At 55.6% G+C, this 25,607-nt stretch carries 20 protein-coding genes; 10 read left to right on the forward strand and 10 right to left on the reverse strand.

Annotated elements, in window-relative coordinates; translation table 11 throughout:
* The first annotated feature begins 351 nt into the window (after nt 1–351).
* Together sufB and KRAC_RS12625 are read left to right on the forward strand one after the other, a co-directional pair.
* Complete coding sequence (sufB, locus tag KRAC_RS12620; RefSeq protein WP_007907480.1) at nt 352–1,752, forward strand: Fe-S cluster assembly protein SufB; 1,401 nt, start codon at nt 352–354, stop codon at nt 1,750–1,752.
* Between the two features lie 159 nt (nt 1,753–1,911).
* Nucleotides 1,912–3,828 carry a protein kinase domain-containing protein gene (locus KRAC_RS12625; RefSeq protein WP_007907482.1) on the forward strand — a complete coding sequence of 639 codons (1,917 nt, stop codon included), beginning with the start codon at nt 1,912–1,914 and terminating at the stop codon, nt 3,826–3,828.
* Nucleotides 3,829–4,180: 352 nt separating this feature from the next.
* Here KRAC_RS12625 and KRAC_RS12630 read toward each other — a convergent pair whose 3' ends face one another.
* Nucleotides 4,181–5,299, reverse strand: coding sequence for a citrate synthase (locus KRAC_RS12630; protein WP_007907483.1), 1,119 nt, complete (start codon nt 5,297–5,299; stop codon nt 4,181–4,183).
* A gap of 294 nt (nt 5,300–5,593) precedes the next feature.
* On the opposite strand from KRAC_RS12630, the gene KRAC_RS12635 reads away from it, so the two are divergent.
* The 3 genes from KRAC_RS12635 to KRAC_RS12645 all read left to right on the forward strand — a co-directional run bounded on the left by KRAC_RS12635 (nt 5,594) and on the right by KRAC_RS12645 (nt 7,917).
* Nucleotides 5,594–6,223 carry a sigma-70 family RNA polymerase sigma factor gene (locus KRAC_RS12635; protein ID WP_040442441.1) on the forward strand — a complete coding sequence of 210 codons (630 nt, stop codon included), beginning with the start codon at nt 5,594–5,596 and terminating at the stop codon, nt 6,221–6,223.
* Nucleotides 6,224–6,275: 52 nt separating this feature from the next.
* Nucleotides 6,276–7,004 carry an anti-sigma factor family protein gene (locus KRAC_RS12640; RefSeq protein WP_007907486.1) on the forward strand — a complete coding sequence of 243 codons (729 nt, stop codon included), beginning with the start codon at nt 6,276–6,278 and terminating at the stop codon, nt 7,002–7,004.
* Between the two features lie 136 nt (nt 7,005–7,140).
* Nucleotides 7,141–7,917 carry a hypothetical protein gene (locus tag KRAC_RS12645; protein WP_007907487.1) on the forward strand — a complete coding sequence of 259 codons (777 nt, stop codon included), beginning with the start codon at nt 7,141–7,143 and terminating at the stop codon, nt 7,915–7,917.
* A gap of 388 nt (nt 7,918–8,305) precedes the next feature.
* On the opposite strand, the gene KRAC_RS12650 is transcribed toward KRAC_RS12645, so the two are convergent.
* Nucleotides 8,306–9,676, reverse strand: coding sequence for a S1C family serine protease (locus tag KRAC_RS12650; RefSeq protein ID WP_007907488.1), 1,371 nt, complete (start codon nt 9,674–9,676; stop codon nt 8,306–8,308).
* Between the two features lie 229 nt (nt 9,677–9,905).
* Between KRAC_RS12650 and KRAC_RS12655 the strand changes: the two genes are divergently transcribed.
* The gene (locus KRAC_RS12655) at nt 9,906–11,003 is read left to right on the forward strand and encodes a tetratricopeptide repeat protein (protein WP_007907489.1); all 1,098 of its coding nucleotides are present in this window, start codon (nt 9,906–9,908) and stop codon (nt 11,001–11,003) included.
* A 67-nt stretch (nt 11,004–11,070) separates the two neighbouring features.
* Here the strand turns inward: KRAC_RS12655 and KRAC_RS12660 are convergent, their stop codons facing one another.
* On the reverse strand, nt 11,071–12,474 hold the full coding sequence (locus KRAC_RS12660; protein WP_211221269.1) for an HD domain-containing protein: 1,404 nt from the start codon (nt 12,472–12,474) through the stop codon (nt 11,071–11,073).
* A 440-nt stretch (nt 12,475–12,914) separates the two neighbouring features.
* Here KRAC_RS12660 and KRAC_RS12665 point away from each other — a divergent pair, with 440 nt between their 5' ends.
* Nucleotides 12,915–13,802 carry a Cof-type HAD-IIB family hydrolase gene (locus KRAC_RS12665; RefSeq protein WP_007907493.1) on the forward strand — a complete coding sequence of 296 codons (888 nt, stop codon included), beginning with the start codon at nt 12,915–12,917 and terminating at the stop codon, nt 13,800–13,802.
* On the opposite strand, the gene KRAC_RS61395 is transcribed toward KRAC_RS12665, so the two are convergent.
* The 4 genes from KRAC_RS61395 to rpmE form a co-directional block, all read right to left on the reverse strand.
* Nucleotides 13,745–14,473, reverse strand: coding sequence for a protein-tyrosine phosphatase family protein (locus tag KRAC_RS61395; protein ID WP_052568187.1), 729 nt, complete (start codon nt 14,471–14,473; stop codon nt 13,745–13,747). The two genes, KRAC_RS12665 and KRAC_RS61395, sit on opposite strands and share 58 nt — an antisense overlap.
* A 187-nt stretch (nt 14,474–14,660) precedes the next feature.
* Nucleotides 14,661–15,626 (reverse strand): DUF1385 domain-containing protein, encoded by a 966-nt coding sequence (locus tag KRAC_RS12675; protein WP_007907495.1) that lies wholly within the window; start codon nt 15,624–15,626, stop codon nt 14,661–14,663.
* Between the two features lie 126 nt (nt 15,627–15,752).
* Nucleotides 15,753–17,240, reverse strand: coding sequence for an MGDG synthase family glycosyltransferase (locus KRAC_RS12680; protein WP_007907496.1), 1,488 nt, complete (start codon nt 17,238–17,240; stop codon nt 15,753–15,755).
* A 200-nt stretch (nt 17,241–17,440) separates the two neighbouring features.
* Nucleotides 17,441–17,647 carry a 50S ribosomal protein L31 gene (rpmE, locus tag KRAC_RS12685; protein WP_007907497.1) on the reverse strand — a complete coding sequence of 69 codons (207 nt, stop codon included), beginning with the start codon at nt 17,645–17,647 and terminating at the stop codon, nt 17,441–17,443.
* Nucleotides 17,648–18,305: 658 nt separating this feature from the next.
* Here rpmE and purB point away from each other — a divergent pair.
* The 3 genes from purB to fni all read left to right on the forward strand — a co-directional run bounded on the left by purB (nt 18,306) and on the right by fni (nt 22,683).
* The gene (purB, locus tag KRAC_RS12690) at nt 18,306–19,619 is read left to right on the forward strand and encodes an adenylosuccinate lyase (RefSeq protein ID WP_007907498.1); all 1,314 of its coding nucleotides are present in this window, start codon (nt 18,306–18,308) and stop codon (nt 19,617–19,619) included.
* Between the two features lie 156 nt (nt 19,620–19,775).
* Entirely contained in the window at nt 19,776–21,428 is a 1,653-nt protein-coding gene (locus KRAC_RS12695) for an MptA/MptB family glycosyltransferase (protein ID WP_007907499.1), read from the forward strand.
* A 118-nt stretch (nt 21,429–21,546) separates the two neighbouring features.
* A complete protein-coding gene (gene fni, locus KRAC_RS12700) occupies nt 21,547–22,683 on the forward strand; it encodes a type 2 isopentenyl-diphosphate Delta-isomerase (RefSeq protein WP_007907500.1) in 1,137 nt (378 codons plus the stop codon).
* Nucleotides 22,684–22,754: 71 nt separating this feature from the next.
* On the opposite strand, the gene KRAC_RS12705 is transcribed toward fni, so the two are convergent.
* From KRAC_RS12705 to KRAC_RS12715, 3 genes are all read right to left on the reverse strand, one after another.
* Nucleotides 22,755–23,393 (reverse strand): molybdenum cofactor guanylyltransferase, encoded by a 639-nt coding sequence (locus KRAC_RS12705; RefSeq protein WP_007907501.1) that lies wholly within the window; start codon nt 23,391–23,393, stop codon nt 22,755–22,757.
* A 105-nt stretch (nt 23,394–23,498) separates the two neighbouring features.
* A complete protein-coding gene (locus tag KRAC_RS12710) occupies nt 23,499–23,957 on the reverse strand; it encodes a hypothetical protein (protein WP_007907502.1) in 459 nt (152 codons plus the stop codon).
* Between the two features lie 239 nt (nt 23,958–24,196).
* Nucleotides 24,197–25,486, reverse strand: coding sequence for a carbohydrate kinase family protein (locus tag KRAC_RS12715; protein WP_007907503.1), 1,290 nt, complete (start codon nt 25,484–25,486; stop codon nt 24,197–24,199).
* Between the last annotated feature and the right edge of the window lie 121 nt (nt 25,487–25,607).

A 25,607-nucleotide genomic window follows, 5' to 3' on the forward strand; every position in this document is an offset into this window, starting at 1 on the left:
CTGTCAAGCTCTTACCACAAAAAGCACTTGCCCACCTCTCCTATAGAGAAGCAGCCCTCTGGTCGATTGATTCTAGAGGGTGTACAGAAAGGTCACCGGCGCGTGCATTAGCAGCGTCGTCCTCCCTCTTTCCTCCCTGTCAACTTACCTGGCACATGTCACACATGCGTCTAGAGGCCAGGCGGAGCGTCGGCAAGCGGTGTTCGCCTTGACAAGCAGCATAAAAAGACATATAATACCAAAGAAAATCCGAGTAGCCCAGTAAGGATTAGCAGGATGGATGATGGGAAGCGTCGCGCTTCCATTACCAATAGAGAATACGGCATCAGCCAGCGAGTGGAGTAATTCTTTATGAGTCAGGCATTTGAACTGGAGCAGGGCAACTACACTGCCGGGTTCCACGTAGCAGAAAATTATACATACAAGTCCGAGAAGGGAATCGATGCGCGTGTCGTCGCACAGATCTCTGAGATGAAGGGTGAACCCAGCTGGATGCGGGATTTCCGTCTCAAGAGCCTGAAACTCTTCGAGAAGCGTCCAATGCCCACCTGGGGTGCTGATCTTTCAGGCATCAACTTCGACGATATCTACTACTATATTAAGCCCGTGCCACAGCAGGGCAAAACCTGGGACGATATCCCAGCAGAGATTAAAGACACCTTCGACCGCCTCGGCATTCCCCAGGCGGAGCAGAAATACCTGGCGGGCGTTACCGCGCAGTACGAGAGCGAAGCCGTCTATCACAAGATGCGCGAGGACCTTGAGAAGCTGGGCGTTATCTTCACAGATATGGATACAGCCTTGCGCGAGTATCCTGACCTGATCAAGGAGCACTTTGGCACCATCGTTCCGCCTTCCGATAATAAGTTCGCCTCGCTCAATAGCGCCGTCTGGAGCGGTGGCAGCTTTGTCTACGTGCCAGAGAATGTACGAGTAGAGATTCCCCTACAGGCGTACTTCCGCATTAACGCGAAGAACATGGGCCAGTTCGAGCGCACCCTGATTATTGCCGCGCCGGGCTCCTATGTCCACTACGTCGAGGGTTGTACCGCGCCAAGCTACACCAGCGACAGCCTGCACAGCGCCGTGGTCGAGATCAAGGCCATGGAGGGTGCACGCATCCGCTACACGACCATCCAGAACTGGTCGAAGAACGTCTATAACCTGGTGACCAAGCGTGCCGCGGCCTATCGCGATGCCACCATGGAGTGGGTCGATGGTAACCTGGGCTCTAAGGTCACGATGAAGTATCCCGCCGTCATGCTGATGGAACCGGGCGCGCGTGGTGACGTCCTTTCGGTCGCCTTCGCTAACGACGGTATGCATCAGGACGCGGGCGCGAAGATCACGCACCTTGCCCCCCACACCACTTCGCAGATCCTGTCGAAGTCGGTCTCCAAGGGTACTGGTCGCGCGTCGTATCGCGGTCTCGTACGCATCAATCCAGGCGCGCACCACACCAAGTCCAGCGTACGCTGTGACGCGCTCCTGCTCGACGAGAACGCTCGTACCGATACCTATCCGACGATTCGCGTCGAGGAGAACCAGACCGAGATCGGCCACGAGGCAACCGTCTCCAAGGTCGGCGAGGACCAGCTCTTCTACCTGATGAGCCGCGGTCTCGACGAGTCCGAGGCCTACTCCCTCATCGTCAACGGCTTCATCGAGCCCATCACCAAAGAGCTGCCGATGGAGTACGCGGTCGAGCTTAACCGCTTGATCCAACTTGAGATGTCCGGTAGCGTGGGCTAGTAGAGATAAGCAAACATGCTCAAAGCGGAAGAGGTATATGACCTCTTCCGCTTTTTTGTCAGGAACGCAACTCATCCCCCTTACAGGCGTACATGTGGTAGAAAGAAAGCGATAGTTTCTATGCCACTAATACAGATAGAGAAGATGTAGGAGACGTCCTTGGCCTACTGCCTGAATCCGCGTGGGACACACTCCAATCCCCCTGACGCGGTTTGCTGCCAACACTGTGACTTCCTCGTGCAAGGGTCGCATATTGGCTCATATGAAATTATGGCCTTCATTGGCGCCGGAAGCTATGGACAGGTATATAAAATACGTGAACCCGCGCCCCTGAGCCGCACGCTGGCCTTAAAAGTCTTGCGCCTTGACCAGCTCACCGCCAAGGCTCAGGCCAGCTTCTTTCAGGAGGCACGCCGAATCGCGGCCATGCACCACCCCAATATTTTGCCTGTATATAACTTCGGCCAGCTCACGGGGAACGAACGCCCCTACCTGGTCACCGAGTATGCTCCCCAGACCATTCTCGATCTCTTCCGTCGCGAGGATGGGACACGCCGCCTGGCCTTTGCCGAAGAGCTCATTCCCTATATCCACCAGACGGCCTCAGCGCTGCAATATGTGCATAACAATGGCCTGGTTCACCAGGATGTCAAACCTGGCAACCTGCTCATTGGGCGCAATGGCCAGGTGCTGCTCGCGGACTTCGGCACAACGTTTTATCTAGGGATGCAGACGCATGCCTCGCTGGGCGAAATCACAGGAACCGCTGCCTACATGCCGCTTGAGCAATGGCAGGGGACTCCCCGCCGCGACTCAGATCAGTACGCCCTGGCGATCTGCTGCTATGAACTACTCACTGGGCGCACACCCTTTGTGTACAAACGCCTGGAGGAGATGTGGTACGCGCACGCAGGCGAACAACCAATGCCACCTCACCAGTTAAATATGCGCATCCCCTCTGAGGTCAGCGCGGTCTTGATGCGCGCCCTCGCCAAGAACTATCGCCAGCGTTATAACAGCATCAGCGATTTCGCCAGGAGCTATACCCAGGCCGTGCAGATCGCGCTGCAACGCTATGTCTGCCAGCGCTGCGGACAACAAAATCGTAGCGGGGCCGCGCGCTGCTCCTTCTGTGGCGCCGAGTATGACAATCGGCGCTGTCCCTACTGCGAGGCCCCTGTACGCTTTGGCCAGCGCTGCTGCTCCCAATGTGGACGCCTTACCGTTCCCGCCGCCATGGTCCCTCGCAGCCCGCTGATAGGCGTCACGCTCCGCCAGGGTCGCTACGCCATCAAACATGTGCTTAAGCAATCTGAAGAGAGCAATACTATGGTCGCCATCGCGACCGATGAACGCCAGAACGATCAGCGCGTCGTTCTCAAGCGCTGGGAGTGCAGCGATCTCCCCCTGGCACAGCGCGCCAGGGATGTGGCCCACTATGATCACGTGACCGAGCCCTTGACCCGTCTACGCCATCCTCTGGTACCACGCGTGCTGGATCGCTTCGCGGAGGGACGCCACTATTATCTAGTGCTTTCCTACATCAATGGCGAAAGCATCGAGGAACGTCTACAGAAGCTGCTGCGCCCCATTCCCGAGGCTGAGGTGCGCACCTATATGCTCGCCGTGCTCAACATCCTGATCGCCCTGGAGCAGCAACAACCCATTGTGCGCCACTACGACCTCTCGCCCGCCAATATCATTATCGAGCAGCAGCGTAACCGCGTCCACCTGACGGGCTTTCAGGTTCCGCCCCCTTTGCAGTCAGCGGGCGGCCGCCTGGAGCACGGGAAGCGCACCACGCGCAAGCTAGTGATCTCGCCCTATCTCCCCATCCAGGATAAACCCTACGATATCCGGACCTGTATCTATGCCCTGGCGGCCAGCATGCACCACGCCATCACGAATGTCGCGCCGCCTCACTACCCAACCTATCCGCCTGTGCGCATGCTCAACCCCAACGTCTCAGCCGAATTTGAGGCTATCTTGAGCCGCGCCCTGGCTGAAGATCCCCAGGTGCGCTACCAGAGCTACGCCAGCCTCAAACAGGACCTTCTGGAGGCACGACGCTACTAAAGTACGCGTCTACATATCATGATACAGAAAACCCCGTACCATGATATGTAGACGCGTACTTGCGCCCTTTAACGATTTATTTGGCATAGGGAAACTTGCCATCGCGCGACATAGCTCTCCAGGCCGGTAGGGACCAGCTTTAGCGCGTCCGAAGGCGATTAATCGCCTGTGGGCGCAGCCCCAAACGTTCCCATCCACTATGTCGGAGGGAGGTCGTTTGTTGCCCATCAAAGGCTTCGACTTGCGCCGCACTGCCATAAATGGCATTCGGACACGCTAGCCTCCCGATTCATCGTGGGGGTCCCTACCGAATACAAAACGCTCTTTTTTGTCCGTATTGCTTACTTTGTTATTATCCGCGCTGTTCCACGGGAACGTACTCGGTGATCTTCGCGCCAACGTAGTCGGCGCGAGGGCGAATGAGGCGATTGTTGGCGTATTGTTCAAGGATGTGCGCAGTCCAGCCAGAGATGCGGCTGGAGGCAAAAATGGGCGTATCCAGGTCAATGGGAATACCCATCATGTAGTAGACCGAGGCGGAGTAGAAGTCGACGTTCGCGTTGAGGCCCTTATGGCCCTTGATATACTCCTCAATCGCGCGCGACATCTCGTACCAGCGTGAATCGCCTGTGCGCTCGCCCAGCTCCTGGGACATGGCCCGCAGGTGGGTCGCGCGTGGGTCCTCGGTGCGGTAGACGCGATGGCCAAAGCCCATGATGCGCTCTTTACGCGCCAGGGCATCCTCCAGGTACGGCTCAACGTTTCGCACCTCGCCAATCCTGAGCAACATGCGTATAACTTGCTCATTGGCGCCCCCATGCAGAGGGCCAGAGAGGGCGCTGATGGCCGCGACAACCGAGGCATACATGTCAGCCTTGGTGCCAGCGGTCACACGCGCGGCAAACGTCGAGGCGTTTAGTTCATGATCGGCATGCAGGATCAAGGCCACGTCCAGGGCGCGGGCGGTATAGGCATCTGGTTCTTTGCCTGTCAGCATGTAGAGCATATTCGCCGCGTGCGTGCCAGTCTGGAGAGGCTCAACGGGGTTACGCTTCTCGCGGATGCTATTCCAGGTCATAATGATCGTGGGCAGCGCGGATGTCAGGCGGATGGCGCGTCGCTCATTGGCGGCGGTGGACTTATCGCTTAAGTCATCGTCAAAGGCTACAAGGGCGGAGACGGTCGTGCGCAACACATCCATCGGAGTGGTGGAAGATGGCAATAAATGCATCAGGTCGATGATGCGGCTCGGCAGAGCGCGGTTGGCGCGTAACTGCTGCTCCACTTCCGCCAGTTGCGCTTTGGTGGGCAGAACACCATGCCAGAGCAGGTACGCGGTCTCTTCAAAGCTCGAATGACGAGCCAGGTCATGAATATCTATACCGTAGTACGTTAACTTACCAAGTTTACCATCGAGATCACAAATTCGCGATGTTGTAGCCACAACATCTTCAAGACCTTCAGTGGTCATCGCAATTCCTCCGAAGAGATGTAAATTTTTGGTGGAATACGCCTGGGCGGTTCCTATCGTCGAACCAGCATCCGCCTCATCAGCGAAACGGACAAGCACAATCAACGGCCATTTCTTGCACAAACAGAAGCGAGTTGATTCAAAATAATTATAATCGTCAAAAAAGAAGGGTGTCAACGAAGCTAGCTAACAGAAGAGACCCAGGACGTGCATAAAATGGGATTCTGTGCTACACTAGCGGGCGTAGCAGGCATAAGAGCGACACCGTCGCTCAGAAGAGAGGCAAGAGAGGGTATGAGCAAGCACACGCCAGAAGATGAGGCATGGCTTATTGCTCGCAGTAAGCGCGGCGACCTTGAGGCATTTAATCAGTTGGTTGAACGTTACCAGCAGCTAATGTATGCCTCTGCCCTGCGCGTGCTCGGCAATGCTGATGCCGCGGCCGATGTGACGCAGGATGCCTTTTTCTCCGCCTTTCGCCATATCCAGTCATTCAAAGGCGGCTCCTCCTTTCGTGCCTGGCTCCTGCGCATCGGCTCCAACCTGGCCTGTGACTACTGGCGCTATAAGCAACGCCATCCCGCCGCCTCGCTGGATGAGCTAACCGACGATGACGAACCCCACACCCAGGAGGCACTTGGCGCCCTGGTTGATACCCATCTCAGCGATAATCCCGAGGCGCGACTACTTAACCAGGAGCTTCAGGAGCTGATTCAAACGGGCCTGCAACAGTTGCCACTTGATCAGCGAGTCGCGGTCGTCCTCTGCGATATCGAGGGCTTCTCGTATGAAGAGGTGGCCGCAAGCACTCAGTCAACGCTGGGAACGGTCCGGTCCCGCATCTCGCGTGGACGTACTAAGCTCCGCCAGTATCTCTCACAACACCGGGAACTTTTACCCCGTGATTACCGTCTAACCAGTTGAATGGATCTCTACCAATAGACACAGCTTATGTTTGAGGAGACGGAGTAGACGCTTGGCATACGACGAACAACACCTGACATCAGAAGAATTCTCAGCGTACCTGGATGGGGAGCTTACCTCCTCCGAACAGGAACGCCTGACGAGGCATTTGAGCTCCTGTGCGAGATGCGCACAAGAACTCGATGAGCTGCGTCGTACCATCGCGCTCCTCCAGGCCCTCCCACGCCCAGCCCTACCCAGGTCTTTTACCCTTGCACGCAATGCTAGCAGCCTCCCTGATACACCACCGCTGTATGCAACTGCCCAGGCCGATGACATATTTCCCGAAATGCAAGATGACGAAAGGGAGAGTGTCTCACCCACGCCAACGAGGCCACGCGCTCGCTGGTCGCTCTATACGCGAAGTGGGCTGCGTACCTTGAGCGCTCTCGCCGCAGTCATCGGCCTCTTCCTCCTAGGCTCCAGCCTGCTTGCGATGCTTCCAACCTCCAGTGTTTCTAATGGAACCAATTCTAGTGGCTACAGCGCACAATCAAATACTAAAACAGAGAAGCCAGGAAGTACGATGCCTCACGCTACGGAGGCATCGCCCCAGGTTCCTACACCTCAGATGACAACAAAGTCACCCACGACAACTCCTGTTCCCAGTTCAATCTCAAGCTGGCCTGTAGTGTTCTTCTTCGATCTGAATACGGTCCTGGGACGAGTGGGGCTGGGCCTGCTGTTCCTCCTGGTAGGAGGAATAGGCCTGTTTGCTTTGAGAGCTCCCCTGCGCCTCTAAGCCAGCTCTGTGCTGCCATGGGCCTTCTCTCTGCCCTATGTAGAGCTTCTATGCATTGCGCGTAAGCGCGGTTTTTTGTATAGTCTATGAGAGCAATGATACTTTCAATTAAGCCAATCAGACACAGGTTGTGATTATGAACACCATACTTCTATTTGCCTCTCCCATCATCAATGTCCTGGTGACGGGGATTTTCGCGGGCATGATTACGCGCCAGTACCTACGCCGGAGGCGCGTCTATCAGCTTTACTGGTCGATAGCCCTGCTGATGGCCTTCGCGGCGACTATCGCCTATGTTGTGATGATACTAGCTCAGCCAACCAGTAGCCTGGGCATCCTCTGCTTCCGCATCTACTATACTCTCGGGGCAGCCCTTATGCCCTCCTGGCTGGGCCTGGGCAGCATTGCCCTCCTGGGCAAACCAATGTTGACACGCTCCTGCCTGACGTTCCTCTCGTTTTTGAGTGTGATCGCCACGGCCTTTACCTTTGATGGGTCTATCGATATGCAGAAATTGAGCCAGATCGCAGGCACACCCGGTACAGGCACACTCCATCCCGGTCCCTGGCTGGTCACCACGATTCTGCTCAATACGCTGGGAGTCGTCGCCATCGCTGGAGTGGCCCTCTACTCTGGTCTGAAGCTCGTGCGCAAGCAGAGCCAGGTTGGTGGCCTGCAATCGCTGAATCTACTCTGGGCCAACGTCCTGATTATGGCCGGAGCCTTGATCGATGCCGCCGCCGGTACCCTGGCACGTGTCCTGGGTCTACAGAGCACCTTCTGGATCATTATGGCTCTTGGCTGGATCGTCTTCTTCGCGGGCGTCCTGCTGACTGGGCGGCGCTCCAAGAAGAGCCAGGCAACAGCCACCTCTACAAACGCATCTCCACAGTCACAGCCTGTGACCCCATGAGGCCAACGCTGCTAAATACCCATAAAGGGCACCGCCTGAAGGTGGCACGGCAGGTCACGCGTCTACATATAATGGTACGAGGGAAAACACGCATCATACGACAGGGCTCCCCAGGCCGGTAGAACCTTGGTAGGGACCCACTTCAGCGCGTCCGAAGGCGATTGATTGCCTGTGGGCGCAGCCCGAAGCGCTGAAGTGGGTCCCTACCAAGGTTCTACTGGTCTGAGAAGCCTTTTCGCGTGATGAAACCTTGAGCTAACGCCAAAAATAAGGGAGGACGGGTAAGTAACCTTACCCGCCCTCCCCCAATCCCAAGCACAAGGAAAAGCGCTATATAGTGACACCATCAACCTGTAAGGGCCGATGAGGTGTTGTCAAAGTTGTTTGCTTACTTGGTCTGCGCCTGCAACTCACCCAGGGCCACGTTAATGGTCAACTGCTGGTTGCCACGGTAGACCTTGACGGCTACCTTGTCGCCCACATTCTTGCTCAGAAGAGCATCTGAGAGCGAAGATGAATCGGTAACATTCTTGTTATCTATCTGTACGATAACGTCATTCACCTGCAAGCCAGCCTTGGCTGCCGCTCCACCCTGCGTCACCTCGACGATCATCACACCCTGCTTCACTGCGAGTCCGTTGCGCTGCGCCATACTGGCATCGACAGCAACCACGGTTACATTGAGGGCCGCACGACCAGTATGCGTTACCTTACCATTGTCGATCAACTGTGTGGCGATAAACTTCACCCGGTTGGACGGGATGGCGTAACCAACACCATTGGCTGGCGTGTTGAACTCTGAGTTAATGGCGACCAGGGTTGGAATGCCAATGACATTGCCCTGCAAGTCGACTAGGGCGCCACCGCTGTTACCAGGGTTGATTGGCGCATCCGTCTGAATCGTATTCGGAATCGTTGCGCCGTTACCCTCTGAGACATTGCGACCCAGCGCGCTCACGATACCGTGAGTTACCGTCTGCGAGTTCCCCAGTGGGTTACCCACTGCGAGCACTTCTTGACCCACCTTGAGCGAGGATGAGTCGCCCAGGTTAGCGGTCGCCAGGTTGGCGGGTGGATTAATCTTGATCACCGCCAGGTCATCCGTGGCGTCCGTACCAACCAGGGTTGCGCTCAACTGATTACCATCAAAGAGCTTGACGGTCAGGCTCTGGGCATTCGCGACCACGTGATTGTTCGTTACAATATACCCACGCTTATCGATCACGACACCCGAACCAAGGCTGGAGCCGGTCGAGATCTGTACGACCGCGGGCTGAATATTTGTCACCACCGCTTCGCGTACAGTTTGAATATTGTTATCGCTCAGTGCAGGGATGGTTACCTGCGAGTGTGAACTGCTATCTGTTTGGAGGCCAGCCTGTGACGAGTTGGGTGTACTTACACCGCCGCGCCCAAATTGCCAGCCCGCGAAGAGCCCCGTACCAAAGACGAGCAGGAGTACTACGGCCAATAGGACTATAGATGCCGTGCTGGGTCCCCTGCGCACTGGCGGCTGTCCAACGGGTGGAGGTACCGACCCATTAGGCGTTGAGGCGGCATAGGTACCAGCCTGCGTCTGCTGAGCCCAAGAAGCGGGCTGCCCTGCCTGTGGCAATGGCTGCACCTTCTCATGCTCATCTAAGGTCTCCTGCGAACCAGAATACTGTTCGGCATCCTGCGTAGATGGTGCATACATATCAATTTTTGTATAATCTGTACCATTTGTCGCATCATCCGTGGAATCATTTTCGTTGAGCATCTAGTATCCTCCTGACACGATGCGTATAAGAAAGCGGTGTCCATGCTTTATAGATAAGGGCCATGGCAAGTCAACTTTTACTTGCTTGTTCATACTATACAAGGGTATTTTTAGAAATCTTTATAGGTTTTGTAAAAATTTTGTATAGTTTCAAATATTGATAGGGGTTGCCCATAACTCCTGTTAATGAGATAATGGATTCAAACCGAGCAGAGAAGAGCAGCGTTAAATGGAAGAGAATACACAAACGGTGAATACATTCAATCAGCCCGAGCAGCAACCTACGCAACAATATCCAGGCGAGAATAAGCTTACGCCTGACCAGTTACGTCAGCAGGCTCAGGAGCAATTGCAGGCCCAGAACTGGTCGCAGGCCATTCTCTACTTCAGCGAGCTAAGCAAACAGGACGAGGAAGATAAAGAGGCGCTTATCGGCCTGGCAACGGCGCTCGATGCCATGGGCGACTATGAGGCTCTCCTGGAGACGGCCAGGCGTATGCTTGAGACTGCGCTCAATTCAGCGCAAGGCCTGGCCTTCAAGGCACGCGCCTTACAGAAACTGGAGCGCATCTCTGAAGCCACCATCGCCAACGACCAGGCACTCCTGCTCGATACCAATCTCCCGCTCGCCTGGCTGAATCGAAGTGGGCTACAACTGCTGCAACAGCGCTTCCCCGAGGCGTTGCGGAGCGCCCAACGCGCGGTCACGCTCGCTCCTGATGATGCACGAACCTGGGCCAACCAGGGCGTTGCTCTGCTCAACTTTAATCGCCTCAATGAGGCACTCGAAAACTTCAGTAAGGCGCTTGAGTTGGACCCACAGAATCTCTTTGTGCTGCAAATGAAGGGCGAGATCCTCTGCCGCCTGGGCCGTATGCAAGAGGTTATAGCAGTGACGCGCGAGGCGCTCCTCATGCACCCTGGTCATACGCCCTCACTCATCCAGGCCGTACAGGCCTTGCGCTCGCTTGAGATGTACGACGCCCTCAAAGAGGTGGCCCGCGAACTAATAGCCCAGGTGCCTGATAATCTCTTTGCCTGGGAGAACTATATGCGTGCCTGGCGCGGCCTGGGCCTCTATGAAGAGGCCAGCGAGACGCTCGATCAACTACTTCAGCTTGACCCCGATAGCGTTCGCTTCTGGACACTCAAGGCTGATACGCTCTTCAGACTTGAGCGTTACCGCGAGGCCGCCCGCTGCTCCGAGCAAGCCCTCCGCCTGGACATGGAGTATGCGCCCGCGCGCCGCCTACGCGAAAAAGCCTTAAAGCAGATGTATCAGAAGCGCGAGAAGGCAGTCTTGCACACGGTAAACCCTCAATCCTAAATATAAATAAGATAAAGATAATATATGTGGGGTAGGCTTTGCCTACCCCACATATATTATCTTTATCTTATACTAATTCTTCCAGGGTGGGCAGGACAATATCGTCGCGGTGCGAGGTCAACAATGACCGCAGACGCTCCGACACCACCAGGCGAATACGGCGCTGGTGCTGCTCATAACGTGCCAGGTCATCGGGCTGTAGCCCGGTCACCTCAACCCAGCTCATAAAGGGTTTCATGCCCACAGGCGGATGCTCAAACACGATATTGAGATCCATCTCCCACTTCTCCGGTCGCGGAATGTCAAAGAGCAGCTCATGCTCGGCGATCTCGGTATCCAGAATCACTGAGAGACGCTCGCCTAGCTGGCACTCCACCCGCCGTCTGCGTTCCGCGTCCCAGAACAACGCATCCAAGCGGTTAAAGAAGCGACCTGCCATGCGGCTGATCTCCAGCACGACTTTATGTGGCTGGCGATTGGTCAGGCTCTCAGCCAGGGCGCGTGTGCTCTGCGGCATTGGCTCACTTCGCAACAGGGTCATCAGCGAGTAGTCATCCAGGCCCACCAGTTGGTCCGCCTTCAGCTGCCCGCTTTGGAGCGCATCCTGGACCGCGCGCACCAGCATCACCTGGAAGGCACGGCTAGTATGATGCCAGTAGATGTTGTCAAACATCTCCTGGCGCGCATGCAGGAGGGAATGCAGGGGACTAACACCCTTATGGGTAACGACGATGCTGCGCTTCCCATCCACCTTATGCACCAGCAGCGACCCCAACAGGCGCGAGACATCCACGCCTCCATAGGGAACGTTACAGCCACGCGCATCCCGTGGTAGGTAGTCCAGTTTATCGACATCCAGGGGACCACTCAAGAGGTGGCTGAGCAGTTCATCATCGGGATGGCTCTGCCGGTTTTTAGGGGGATCAATGAAATCGGCTACGCGCTCAGGCGAGAGATGATAGTCGCGCTCCAGCACATCCGCGATAGAACTCTTCTCAATCACCGTGCGCCCGATACGCTCGTGCAACAGAATCGGGGAACCCAGCTCCTCAATCGTGTGCGAGTAGGGATAGTGACCAATATCATGCAGCAGAGACGCCACGACAAGTGCCTGGATGCTGCTGACCGCGACCCCGTCCAAACCACCACGCTCGCCACGCTGGAGCAGTGCCCGTAAGGCCCGCACAGTCAGGTGATAGCAACCAAGACTATGCTCATAGCGTGTATGCGTCGCCCCCGGCCAGATGCGGTAGACAAAGCCAAGCTGCTTCACCTGCTGCAAACGGAGAAACTCAGGGGTTCCAATCAACTTAATCTCACGTGGCCCCAGGGGGATCAATTCATACAGGCTATCGCGCACCGTGCTGACCGGCTGCATATCAGGCAACAGCGGCAGGTCCTCATTATCGATCCAGTGATGGCGCATATGCGGCTGAATCACGCTCGTATCCACTGGTTGTGTTCTATCCATTTTAGTACTCTGCCCTCTATCATTCACCTCAAAGTGAGGAGTATGTTCCATTTCAGCAAATTGTTCTTCTTGCATATTTATACCCACCAGTATCGCCCTATCTTTCTACCATCTAGTTCCAAACAAAAAAGCCTACACATATTTTATGATGCCAGGACATCCTCATACCAGGGGTATGACACCCCTGCTCTTATTCTTCTTCTCTGCCGACAAAGAGAGTATGGAAGTTGTGTTGGGACGACGCTGCTGAAGCACGCGTCGTCCCCCCGGTACTTTTTGCTCAACATTGCAAGGTCGCTTCATACTTCCTATAATAAGCACAAGAGCACTATGCACCTGGAATACTCCCTAGCAGAGCGCGGAGGGATAGCAGATCCCATACAACAGCTATGAACAGTTTCTCTATCAACTACTAGAATGAGATAATTTATCTAAAAGCTATGCAACAACCTCTTCCACCCACATCCATCAAAATGATCGCAATCGATATTGATGGTACGCTCCTCGACCCACACAAACATATCACGCCGCGTACACGCGCCGCGATAGAGCAGGCACGCGAGAAAGGCATTATTGTGACGCTAGCTACGGCCCGGCGCTACGTCAACACTGGCTATATCGCCTCCGAGCTAGGCATAGATCTCCCGATCATTATGTATGACGGCGCCCTGATCCTTGAGCATCCTGGTGGACGCATCTTCCATACGCAGAAGTTGCAGGCCGAGATCGCGCACCAGGCCCTGGAGATCCTGGTTCGGCACAAGGTCCAGCCTATCATTCATCACTACCATGAGGAGCAAGAGGAGTCCTGGACCGGCCCGGAGGAGTTTGATACAACCTGGATCGCGCCCTACCTCGAAATCGCGCAAGGTCTCCGGCGTCTGCATTATCAGCGCTGCTGTCTCGGTCAGCCTGATCCCCTACGCGTCGTCGCCTTTACATCGGAGGAGATTATTCAGCGCATGCTTCCTGAGATCTCAGCCCTTGAGTGCGCCTGGAATACAACTCCCCTGGGCAGTTATCGCACAGCCGAGCTATCCATCATGCATCAACATTGCTCCAAGGCCAGCGGTGTCCAGGCGTTAGCAAGCTATCTAGCCATTCCACTCAGCCAGGTTATGGCCATAGGAGATGGGAATAACGATATCGAGATGCTGCAAAGCGTGGGCTGGGGAGTCGCCATGGGGCAGGCACGCGCGAAGGTACGCGAGGCGGCGAAGGCGATCACCGCCAGCAACGCCGAGGATGGCGTTGCTGAAGCAATCGAACGTTATGTTCTTGGCAGCGACTTGCACGCCACTTCAAATTCGCGTAAGCGCGCGACCTGACGACCATTGGGCGCGGCCTGCCAGCGCTGGCGCTGCACCAGTTCAAGCGCCTCCGAGGCATGCATACCTCCATACACCAGCGCGGAACAGGTTAGCAATACGCTGCGCCCTACTCCATGCTCACAGTGGATCAGGACCCGCCCATCCTTTTGCAGTTGCGCATTGACCCAGCGCGATCCTTCTAGCAACTGTTCAATGCTCAGCGGCCAGGTGTCAGGCGCGGGCAGATACAAAAGCTCAATTCCCTGGGCACGCATGGCTTCCGCGTCATCACAATACTCTGAACGCGTATCGACGACATGGGTTACCCCAACCTTCGCCAGTGCCGCAATATCTTCGGGGCGTACCCGGCCACCAACCGCGAGATGACTGTTGACCCAGCTCATATTGAGCGTATCAGGCAGCGGAACGCGCAAAGCATGGGCAATGCGCTCCCCCAGCGAATCCTCCGGGCAGAGATGCGCGGCGATACGCGTCCAGTAGCGATAGAGGAGGCGCATGACGCCACTGGTGCCCCAACGCCAAAATGAAAATTTGACCGTCCGAGCCTGAGAGGAGGCTTGCTGCTGCTCTAGTTCAGCCTGCTCAACCGCGGCAAAGGCCTTGATATTTTTATCTTCTGGTCTCTCACCAGGAGGGGGAGCGACCTGATTTGATTGTGATTGCGTCACCGATGCGTTTTCCTTCCCATTTACAATGGTATATTTGCGTGACCTCTCGCGCCTGCGGCGCTCGCTAGGTAGGAGGATGTATGCATCGTGGCGGCTGCAGGCCGCCACGATGCACACATCGGGTTGATTAGGCGGCCGCCACGATGCACACATCCTCCTACTAGAAAGAACTTACACGCCAGGCTAACTAGGCTGTCACAAGCGGCGCGGGCTCTTGCGCCTCAGCTTCCGCCTTCTGGTCGTTCTCCAGTACGCGTTGCAGAGCGGCAATCGAGCATTCAATCATTGCATCATCCGGCTCGCGCGTTGTCAAGCTCTGCAAGGCCAGGCCAGGGGCAAGCAGCCAGCGCACCAGGCGCAAACGATAGTTGGCCGCGCCCAGGCGCATCAATTCATACGCGATGGATGCCACAACCGGCACAAGCACGATACGCGATAGAAGTTTAATCGGCAGTGAGGGCGTCACCACCAGGGCAAAAACGAGGATCGAGAGGACCGCGACAATCAGCAAGAAGCCGGTCCCACAACGCGTATGCACACGCGTGGCAGTGCGCACATGCCCGACATCCAGCGGCTCACCGTGCTCCATAGCGTTAATTGCCTTGTGCTCGGCTCCGTGATAGCCAAAGACGCGCTGAATATCAGGCACGCGCCCGATCAGAAGGAGATAGCCAATCAAGAGCGCCAGGCGTAGCACACCCTCCAGGATAAGGCTTAGCCAGCCTGTGCCAATCCAATGCCCCAGGAGATTCGTTACCACCAGCGGACCCACAAAAAAGATTGCCACCGCGATGGTCATGGAGATAACCAGCGAGAGGGTCATTGATCCACTCATCTTCGTTGGATCTTCATTGACAGGGGCCTGCTCTGTCTTCGTGGTTGCCTGATTATCAGACTCAGTTCCAGGTTCTTCGGAGGCGACATTGGCCGAAAGCGTCATAATGCGCGAACCGAGGACCAGGGTCTCCCAGAGTAGCAACACGCCACGCACAAAGGGCAAGCGAAAAAATTTACTACGAAGGCGCTCTGGCAGCGGCTCCTCATACACATAGATGCTTTGATCAGCCTTGCGCATAGCGACCGCGAAAGACGTCTTTCCCCGCATCATGACCCCTTCAATCACCGCCTGTCCACCATAATAAAACCTGGCCATAACGATCTCCTTTAATAGGGCGCACATCTCATAGAGCGTGTTATATATAAAGATTGATACAAAGAGTGATAGAACGGGTCATCGGTCCACAGTCTGGATGCCGACCAATGATGCCTCTGCTGGTTACTATCGACGTAACCCTCTGAAGCGTTTAACCGCACGCTCGGTTGAGGAGGTATCTTGCGTCGTGCTGTTCTCTGAGATGTCACGTGTACGCGCGAAACGACGCATCACAGGATTGCGTAGTAGCGTCTTGCTTATCACCGGGCGACGCACACGCACCCCCTGGCGTCGAATGCGGATCGAGGAACGCAGGCGACCAGAGAGACGCTGTTGCTGCCGCTGCCACTGCCGCGACTGCCAGATGCTTCCGGTCTCGGGCACGGGAAGGTAGCTCAAAATGCATTGCGCGATATCGAAGGAGGCGCGAGCGCGGCTGATATTGCGCGCATTCGCCAGGCGCCTCTGCAAGATCTCGGAGCCGGGTTTAATAAGTTTGCGCAACTCGTTCACCAGTGTACGTGGGTCCAGCGCGAGCACGCCCAGGTCATTATGGAGCACGAACTCAACATTGCCCTCTTCCTGCCCGGGTACATAGCCACTGAGGATGATTGGCAGGTCACAGGAGAGCGCCTCACAGATCGTGCCGGGACCCGCCTTAGTGACGATAATATCGGCGGCCCGCATTAATTCTGGCATATTATGCACAAAACCAAAGATCTTCGCCGGGACATGGAAGTTTGAACGCGTGCGCTGGAGATGCGCGTAGAGACGGCGGTTACGCCCGGTCACCACCATCAGTTGTACGGGGAGACGCGCCTGTGAAATAGCCTTGACGGCGGCCTGCAAGCCACCTGCGCCATCACCACCACCAACCAGCAGAACCGTCGGCAGATCGTCCTGAAGATTAAAGCGCTTGCGTAACGCCTCTTTCTCCTCGGTGGGCAAGGTAAATTTGGGGTCAATGGGCATGCCAAGCATATGCAGGCGCTTAGGGTCCAATCCGCGCTGCAAGTAGAGCCGCTTTGCCTCCTCGGTGGGCACAATATAGGCATCGGCCCCTTCGGCAAACCAGGTATAGTGGACCGTTACCAGGTCGGTGACCACAGTCAAGAAGGGAATTTTCAGGCCCAACTCCTGTAAGGCATGCACCGTTACATGGTTGAGCAGTGGATGAATAGAAACGATGATATCTGGCTGGACGCTGGTAATCAAGCGCATGAGTCCATTGAGGATCAGAGGCGTAGCCAGCGTTTGAACGGCCTTGACCGTTCCCTCCTGGTTGCTTAAATGAAAGACATCGCCAAAGAGTTTAGGATTATAGCGAATGGTTGGGCCATAGAGCTTGACAGCCTCACGTAGCGGGAAACGGCTATACTCTTCAAAGACATCTACGATCTCAACGCGGTAGTTTGTCGGTTCGGGTAAGGAGTTCGTAGCCTTGCTGGTAGCGCCTGTCGTTTCTGAATCAGTGTGCTGGTTTACCTGTTGCGCCTGCCAGGCTTCCTGCTCTTGCTGCGAAATAAGTTTGATCGCATTATGAATGGCATTGGCAGCACTACGATGCCCGGCTCCAGTATCCGCGATCAGGAACAATATGGTGCGTTGCTTCACCAGGTAACTCACCCCCTAAGAATTGGTGCATCCGGCTTACTTCTGATCCGAAAACCCTGAGCGCGGAGCGCTAGGCACGTAAGTGACTTTGGGTTTCGGAATAAGATCTTATTGGATGCATCAACCATCTCACAGACTGCAAAAAAGGGATAAAGGACCTCCAGGAGGTCTCCTTTATCCCTTTTCCATAAGCAAAAGGCCTATTCTTCTTCCAAGCTAAAGCGCTTGCGGAAGCGCTCCACACGGCCAGCGGTGTCTAGGATACGCTGCTGACCCGTGAAGAACGGGTGGCACTTTGAGCACACGTCAATTTTGAGGACGGGCTTAACGCTCAAGGTCTTGAAAGAGTTGCCACAGGCACAGCTCACTGTGGCTTCAATAACGTTTGGATGGATTCCTTGTTTCATCTACCAAATCGGCTTTGTGGAGACTCCTGGCTGCTCGCCATGTGAGGGAACAAAGCCGCTCCTTTCTTTTCCCTTTCCCCTTATGGGGAGCCATTTTTAAGAGGAACGACTAAACCCCTTCGCTCAAGTTGAGCCACCGCTTTCACGGATAATATTCTTTTGCGTATGAGAAGATTATACATTCTGATCTCTACGCGTGAGAAGATTGTACATGTCTGGTCTCACCACGTCAAGATGCATGGCACCGATCAGCCACAATAATGATAACCTATCCCTCTCCCTATAGAGAACAGAATAGGAGCCTACAGTATTCCCTGCGTTTATGTGCGTCCAGAGGGGCCAAGCTTTTGGTACTGGTCCTCTCCCATACGCTTTTTCGCTCATATTCTACCATAGATAACACTTTTTGGCACTCTCTTATGCCCAAAAGGGAGAGGCTCTTCTGGCTCTTGTCTCGGCTCGCTGCGCGAGCCTCGGGGGTAAGGGGTATGGGTGGAAAACGGCTCTGCCGTTTTCCACCCATACCCCTTACCCCCGAGCGCCGCAGGCGCGACATATAAAAAGAGTATGAGTTTAGCTCATAGCGATGATGTGATACACTTACAGCGGACGAAAATGTCACCCCCACTAACACAAACTGAGGTTATATCAGACTGTCATGATTGAACGCTATACACTGCCAGAGATGGCTGCTATCTGGTCCGATAAGAATAAGACCGACAAATGGCTCCAGGTTGAACTGCTCGCCTGTGAAGGCTGGGCTAAAGATGGAGTCATTCCCGCTGAAGATATCGCCAAGATTCGCAATGCTCACTATAACGCGGAGCGAATGAAGGAGATCGAACGCGAGACCCATCACGATGTGATCTCGTTCCTGCGCTCAATTCAGGAGCAACTGGGACCCGAGGGTCGCTTTATCCACCTGGGCATGACCTCCTCCGATGTGCTGGATACTGGCCTGGCGGCCCAGATGAAAGATGCCGGCGAACTCCTGAGCGCTTCTCTGGCTAAACTGGTTGAGGTCGTCGGCGAGGCGGCAAAGAAATATAAGTACACCCTGATGGCTGGACGCTCGCACGGTATCCATGCCGAACCCCTCACCTTTGGCCTGAAACTGGCCCTCTGGTACGATGAGTTGAAGCGTCATCAGCAGCGCCTGGCGGCAGCGATCGAGCAGGTCTCGGTCGGCAAGATTTCGGGAGCAGTTGGCACTCATGCCACGATTCCGCCCCACATTGAGGAATTTGTCTGCGAGCAGATGGGCCTGGGCGTGGCTCCCATCTCCAACCAGGTGGTCCAGCGCGACCGCCACGCGCACTTTATTACCGCCCTGGCACAGGTTGGCGGCTCGCTTGAGAAGATGGCGCAGGAGATTCGCCACTTGCAGCGTACCGAGCTTAGCGAGGCCTTCGAGCCCTTTGGCTCTGGTCAGCAGGGCTCTTCCGCCATGCCCCATAAGCGCAATCCCGAGCTCTGTGAGCGCATCTGTGGACTGGCTCGCCTGCTGCGTGGCTATGCCGTGACGGCGATGGAGAATGTGGCCCTCTGGCATGAGCGCGACATCAGCCACTCCTCGACGGAGCGCGTGATCATTCCGGATTCCTGCACCATCCTCCATTATATGCAGCACATTTTCACCAATGTGATCGATGGCCTGCAGGTTGATGAAGAGCGCATGCTGGCCAACCTGGGCATGACTGGTGGTCTCGTCTTCTCGCAGCGCATCCTACTGGCCCTCATCGATAAGGGTGTTGGCCGCCAGGAGGCCTACAAGATGGTCCAGCGCAACGCCAAGAAGGTCTGGGCGATGGCTAGCGCGGGTCCCATCCAGGGTCCTGCCCTTCTCAATGCCCTGAGCAGCGATAGCGAGGTTACCCAGTACCTCTCCCGCGCCGAGCTAGAGGAGTTGACCAACACCGACTTCTACACCAAGCATGTCGATACCTCCTTCAAACGCGTAGGTTTAGCATAAATGCTATGCCAGTAGAGACATTGAATGGACGTGTGGCCTGGACTTCGCCCAGGCCACACGTCCATTCAATGTCTCTACTGACTGGATGCTATATAATAGTTACTGGTCATCTTGTCCCGCCGGGGCAATATAAATAAAATAGAGGTTATATGTTGTTTGTTAAATAAACTTTTGCCAATCTCCACGCCACCATCAACTGGTGTAAAGCCACAGACACGTCACTCGCTTTGGGGGCTACTCTGGCTAGCTATCGCCACAGAGCTTTTGTATCTCTTTCTCCTCGCGATCTCGCCCCTGCCAGCCCTGCACCTGAGTCCAACTCCACTTCCAACCAGCTATCCCTGGCTGGTTCAGCCCTTTCAATGGCTCACTTCAGGTCTGCCAGCCCTGACGCTCCAGTTTGTGGAGCTACCCGCTTTGCTTTTTGGCGCGACGCTGCTGCTCTTCAATGTGCTTTATGTCCTGGCACTACGCAGCCTGCATACTCATAGAGATATAGATATGAAGGGTTCACGCTGGCTGCTATTTCTGCTTGGGAGCGCTCTGCTCTTTGGCCTGACATTATTACTCCTCCCACGGCTCTTCTCAGATAATGTCTTTACCTATATCTTCGCCGGGCGAACCCTGACGAGCTACCATCTTGATCCATTTAGGACCACGCCTGCCCAGATCCCTTCCGATCCCTCGTATCCCTGGATCCTCTCCAGCCGCCACGAGGCAAGCACCTATGCCCCTCTCTGGCTTTATCTCTCGGCCCTCATCACCCAGTTAAGCGCCTCGCCAGCATTTCTCTTATTGCTCTTTAAAGGCCTGGCCTTACTCACGCATCTACTGAATATCCTGCTCGTCTGGAGTATTCTTGGGCGGATTGCGCCCTCGCGCCGCCTGGTGGGTACATTGCTCTATGCCTGGAATCCCCTGGCCCTGATTGAGCTGGCTGGAAACGGCCATAACGAGGGACTCTGCATGTTCCTCCTGCTGCTGGGTACCTGGTGTCTGCTACGCGCAAGGCAACCACGCTATGCCGCTGGCGCGCTCCTCTGCTTTGGCCTGGCGGTCAGCACAAACCTGATCGCACTCCTGGTACTGCCACTCTATGCCTGGTTTAGCGTGGACCATACCCGCAACCCCTGGCAGATAGCGCTCGCCTTTACCTGGCGTCTTCTGGCCATGCTGCTGCCAACGCTGCTCCTCTTCCTGCCGCTCTGGAATGGAGCTAATACCTTCTTCGCCTTGACCTCAGCCATCGATATGGCTCACTTTGTACATTCACCGGCAGGCTTCCTGGCCCTGCCCTTACGCGCCCTCTTCACCTGGTTTGCGCAGCTCTCGCACATGCCATCCTACCTCAATCCCGTGGCCTCGGCGGACCTGACGGTACGCGCCTCAGCCACCTTTGTGTTTGTACTGATCTATATGCGCCAGTTTGGCGAGATCCGCGATGCGCGCCTGGCTGTCAGGCAACCACTTCCTGAGCAGTTCACGCGTAAAATTGACCCAGAAGGAAAACTGGCAAGCATCGATACACTAGTAAATGGATGGACGATTACCATTTTCTGGTATTTAATCCTGGTTTCTGGCTGGTTCTGGCCCTGGTATGTCTTGTGGCTCTTCTGGGCTGTCGTACTACGTCGTCTCGATCTCTTCTCGATCACAATCCTTATGCTGACGGCGACCGCGTTACTTCTCTACGCGTTCACCGGTTTTAGTCGAGATCCTATTGCTACTTATCAGACTGCCATAATTTTTGGCCTTCCACTCGTCTATCTCTTAATAGCCAGAATCCGGGGTCGCCACGCGCTTGAGTAAGCTTCCTATTAGAAAACCTGAGCGCGAAGCGCTAGCCGCGAGAGCGGCGTTGGTTTTCGCATAAGAAGGAAGTGGCTCGCTTGAGGAAGCCAGCCATGCAGAAAGGATCGCAGATCGCATGACCGATGAAGTAAAACAACGCAAGATTGAGCATGTCAACATCGCCCTGGAGCGGGATGTCTCCGCGCCCCAGCAGGCAAACTGGAACGACATTCGCCTGGTACACCAGGCCTTGCCAGAGGTAGATCTGGATGCCGTCGATACCTCGGTCGAGTTTCTCGGGCAGCGATTGCGCTATCCTCTCTTCATTTCATCGCTTACCGGTGGGCATCCCGATGTGCTCATGATCAACCGCAACCTGGCACGCGCCGCTGAAGAGTACGGTCTGGCCCTGGGTGTGGGCAGCCAGCGCGCCGCTATCGTCAATCCCGAGGTCTCTGACAGCTTCGCAGTGACACGTGAACAGGCTCCCCACGCCTTCTTGATCGCCAATATTGGCGCCCCTCAACTGATTGCACAGGAGCGCCACGCCCCCTTTACCATTGAACAGGTGCAGCGCGCCACGGCAATGATTGGCGCTAACGCGCTCGCGATCCATATGAATAGCTTGCAGGAAGCGGCACAGCCCGAGGGCGACCGACGCGCCTTTGGCGAGGTTGAGGCCCTGCGTAAGCTTGTTCCACAATTAGAGCTGCCCGTCATCGCTAAAGAGACGGGCGCGGGCGTTAACCGTGAGCAGGCCCTGATCCTGCGTTCCTGCGGCGTCTCGGCTATTGATGTTGGGGGCGCAGGCGGGAGCAGTATGTCGGCCCTGGAGGCCTTCCGCTCACAGTCACGAGGCGATGAGCAAACCATGCGTATCGGGGCGCTCTATCGCGATTGGGGCATTCCAACCCCCATCGCGGTCGTCGAATGTGGTGTCGCCCGTCTGCCACTGATCTCTACCGGTGGTGTGCGCAATGGCCTGGATGCGGCGCGAGCCCTCTCGCTCGGCGCGTCCCTGGTGGGCATGGGATTCCCCTTCTTGAAAGCGGCCAGTCAGGGCTATGAGGCGGTCTGCGAACTCCTGCAAGGCTTCATCGCCGAACTCAAAGTGGCGATGCAGTTGAGTGGAGCCGCCAGTATTCAGCAATTACATGAGGCGGACGTGGTCGTAACAGGAGAGACGCGCGCCTGGCTCCAGCAACGCGGCTTCGAGGACGAACTTAAAGGCCTGGCCCAGCGCCGTTGGAAACGTCTGCGCCCAGGAGAATAATTAATCAGGATAGTGGTATGGTATGAGTTGGCAGCCGAAGGCTGCCAACTCATACCATACCACTATCCTGATTATAAACCTGCTTTTTGTAGTTCTTCAGGAGTATTCACATTCACAAAGGAGCGCAGATCGGGATCAACGCGCCGCAGTTGCGCCTCTTCTAAATAATGCACACGCGCTTTCTCCAGCAATGAACGCGGATCACGCCGTCCCGCCCTGAGGCGCTCTTCAATGAGTGGGAGCAGTGCACGTGGATACACAGCCAGCAATACCTGTGGGATCTGCTCAACACGCGGGACGACTATAGCCTCATCAAGCCTCTGAGCAAGCAAGCAGTCAAGCATAGCCGGTTGTACAAACGGCATATCGACTGCGGCTACCAGGGCGTGGGTGGCCTCTATTGCCTGTAGGCCGCTATAGAGCCCCATCAAGGGACCTATATCCGCCTCGACATCGGCGACAATGCGTACGCCAGGCAGCGCATAGTGCCTACCCTGCTCCTCATCACGCGCCACCAGGATCACCTCCGAACAACGCGTACGCAGGAGAGAGGTCAGGTATGCGACAAAGGTCTGTTGCTCCGCAATCGCGGCAGCCTCGACATGGAATTGGCCTGGTGACTCACCCATACGCAGTGGGAGCAGCGCTTTATCGCGCCCCATGCGGCGACTTCGTCCCCCTACGAGCAGAATGCCCGCTGTTGTTCTCATCTTTGTGATCTTCGTGAATGTGCTCTCTTCAATGGTCACTTCTTATGCGGAAACCAACGTCGCTCACGCGACTAGCGCTCCGCGCTCAGGTTTCCGAATAGGCACTTAACGCGAGGCCGCCTTGCGCTTATTTCCTCGGGGCATATACTGCTGACGTGATTTGTATGCATCATAGCCCGCACGCTCCTGAGGATAGCGCTTCACCAGGTGGAACACCCAAACGCCAGCCCAGACCAGCAGGCTCAACAGCCAGAGGTAGCGCCAGAAACGCCAGGCAAAGAAGTAACCATCGAGGTAGACACGCGCGAAGATCAGGGGTAGCCCGATAAAACAAATGACCGCGAACCAGCCCAGGTAGTTGTCCAGCATACGCTTCGCCAGGGGCTTGCTCTTCACAAAACGCTTGCGGCCCTCTACTGAGTAGTAAAAAGTGATTAAAAGACCCGCAATACAGAAGATAAGCCAGGGCCAGAGAAAATGAAACGGCTCGGTCCCGGGAAGTCCACCATTGGACCCGGCGGTAACGGGATCCTCGAATAACCAGCGGAACAGGTTGGTTTGCATGAAAAGTTAACTCCTTTATCGTGTATCCACGCCATGCGATGAACTTTATGATAGCATGGATGCCTGTAAGAGTCTAGAGGGCAACCAGGTAGCCCAAACACCTTCCTACCAGCCTTCTTCGCCCCTGCTTGCCCATCCTTTTAGCCACCCAATTGAAGCCCTCCCGACACCAGCATATGCCAAACCTGTTGTTGCGGTTATGCCTCTTTCGCTCTCCTCTATTGAGGTAAACCAATCAGCTACGCGTAATGGCTATCACCTGGGCCGATCCACACCTCTTGCGTCTCGTGCCAGCGCCACTTAAAGCTCTGCATATCGAGGGGCGAGCGGGATTTTCCCTTAGGGAGCAGGCGCGGCCACCCGGCGGCGATCCGTTCCAGGGTCTCAGGCCAGCTTCGAATGCCGCTCGACGCATCAGGTGCCTCGACGCTACAGGCCCCTACGGCACAGGCCGCCGCCAGCGTCGACACAGGCTGCATCCCGCGCAGCAATCCCAGCAGGAAACCGGCGATGGTTGCGTCCCCTGCCCCCCTGGGACTTACAAGCTGCGTTTCAAAGCAGGGTGCCCATAGCTCGCGCTCAGACCAGTTGATCAGGCTGGTTGGTTGGGCGCGTCCCAGACCCTCCAGCACCTCCGCATTCGCGGTGCGCAGGTATAAACCCCGATGTCCACATTTAATACCAACAATTTTCGCGCCAAGTTCCAACAAGGTATCGCTCAATTGTGAGATCACATCAGGCTTGATTTTATCGAGCATACTCCCTTTACCAGCTTTCGAGGAGAGCTTGTCAAAGAGAGGGCGATCCAACATAAAAAGAAGATCTTCAATACCAGGCAGAAACACATCTACATATGGCAGAGTATGCCGCAAAATTTCGCGCCAGTCCACCTGGCCCGCAGGCGCGCTGGGATCAGGCACGCACATATCGAGCGAGGTCGTCACGCCCGAGGCTTTGACGCGCTGGAAAACCTGTGCCAGTTCCACGCCATTATCCTCATACATCCGCGCCATCATCGACGGATAGCCAAAGTGGAAAAGCGCGACCTTTGAAAGTATTTCATAGCGGACATCTTCCACGCCAAAGGTCGTATTGCATCCCGCCGAATGCAGCACTACAGATTCCCCCTCGGGAGGACCCAGCAGAAGCGAATAGGCGCTCTCCTCGCCCGTCGCAACCACCATACTCTCTACCAGCTTGGGATCATACGAGGACAACAGGCGAAAGATCGCCTGCCCAAAGAGGTCATCGCCCACCTTGCCCATCAAGCCTGTATTGACGCCGAGCTTATGTAAAGCCAGGCCAGTATGCGCGATCTGGCCACCGGCTGCAAGGCCCGCTTTTCCTACCTCAACCAATCGACCGGGAGTCAATGCCCCCACGCCCTCAGGCAGAGCCGGAGTAATATCCAGGCAAATATGACCTGCGACAATGATTTCGACATCAAGCGCTAGCTGGGTACTGCTCAGTGGAAATGTCCTGGCTCTCAAGCGCTCTTCCTGATCATCTCGCTGCTCTTCATCGTGCATAAACATCTATCCTTCCAGGGATTCAACTATGTTGTAGTTGCTTGGGAATCACCTTTACATTTAAATACGTACAACCTTCCATATACGCTACCAGTTAGTTTCCCTTCAGTGTTCCTTCACC

The organism is Ktedonobacter racemifer DSM 44963, from assembly GCF_000178855.1.
In the GTDB taxonomy this organism is placed as follows: domain Bacteria; phylum Chloroflexota; class Ktedonobacteria; order Ktedonobacterales; family Ktedonobacteraceae; genus Ktedonobacter; species Ktedonobacter racemifer.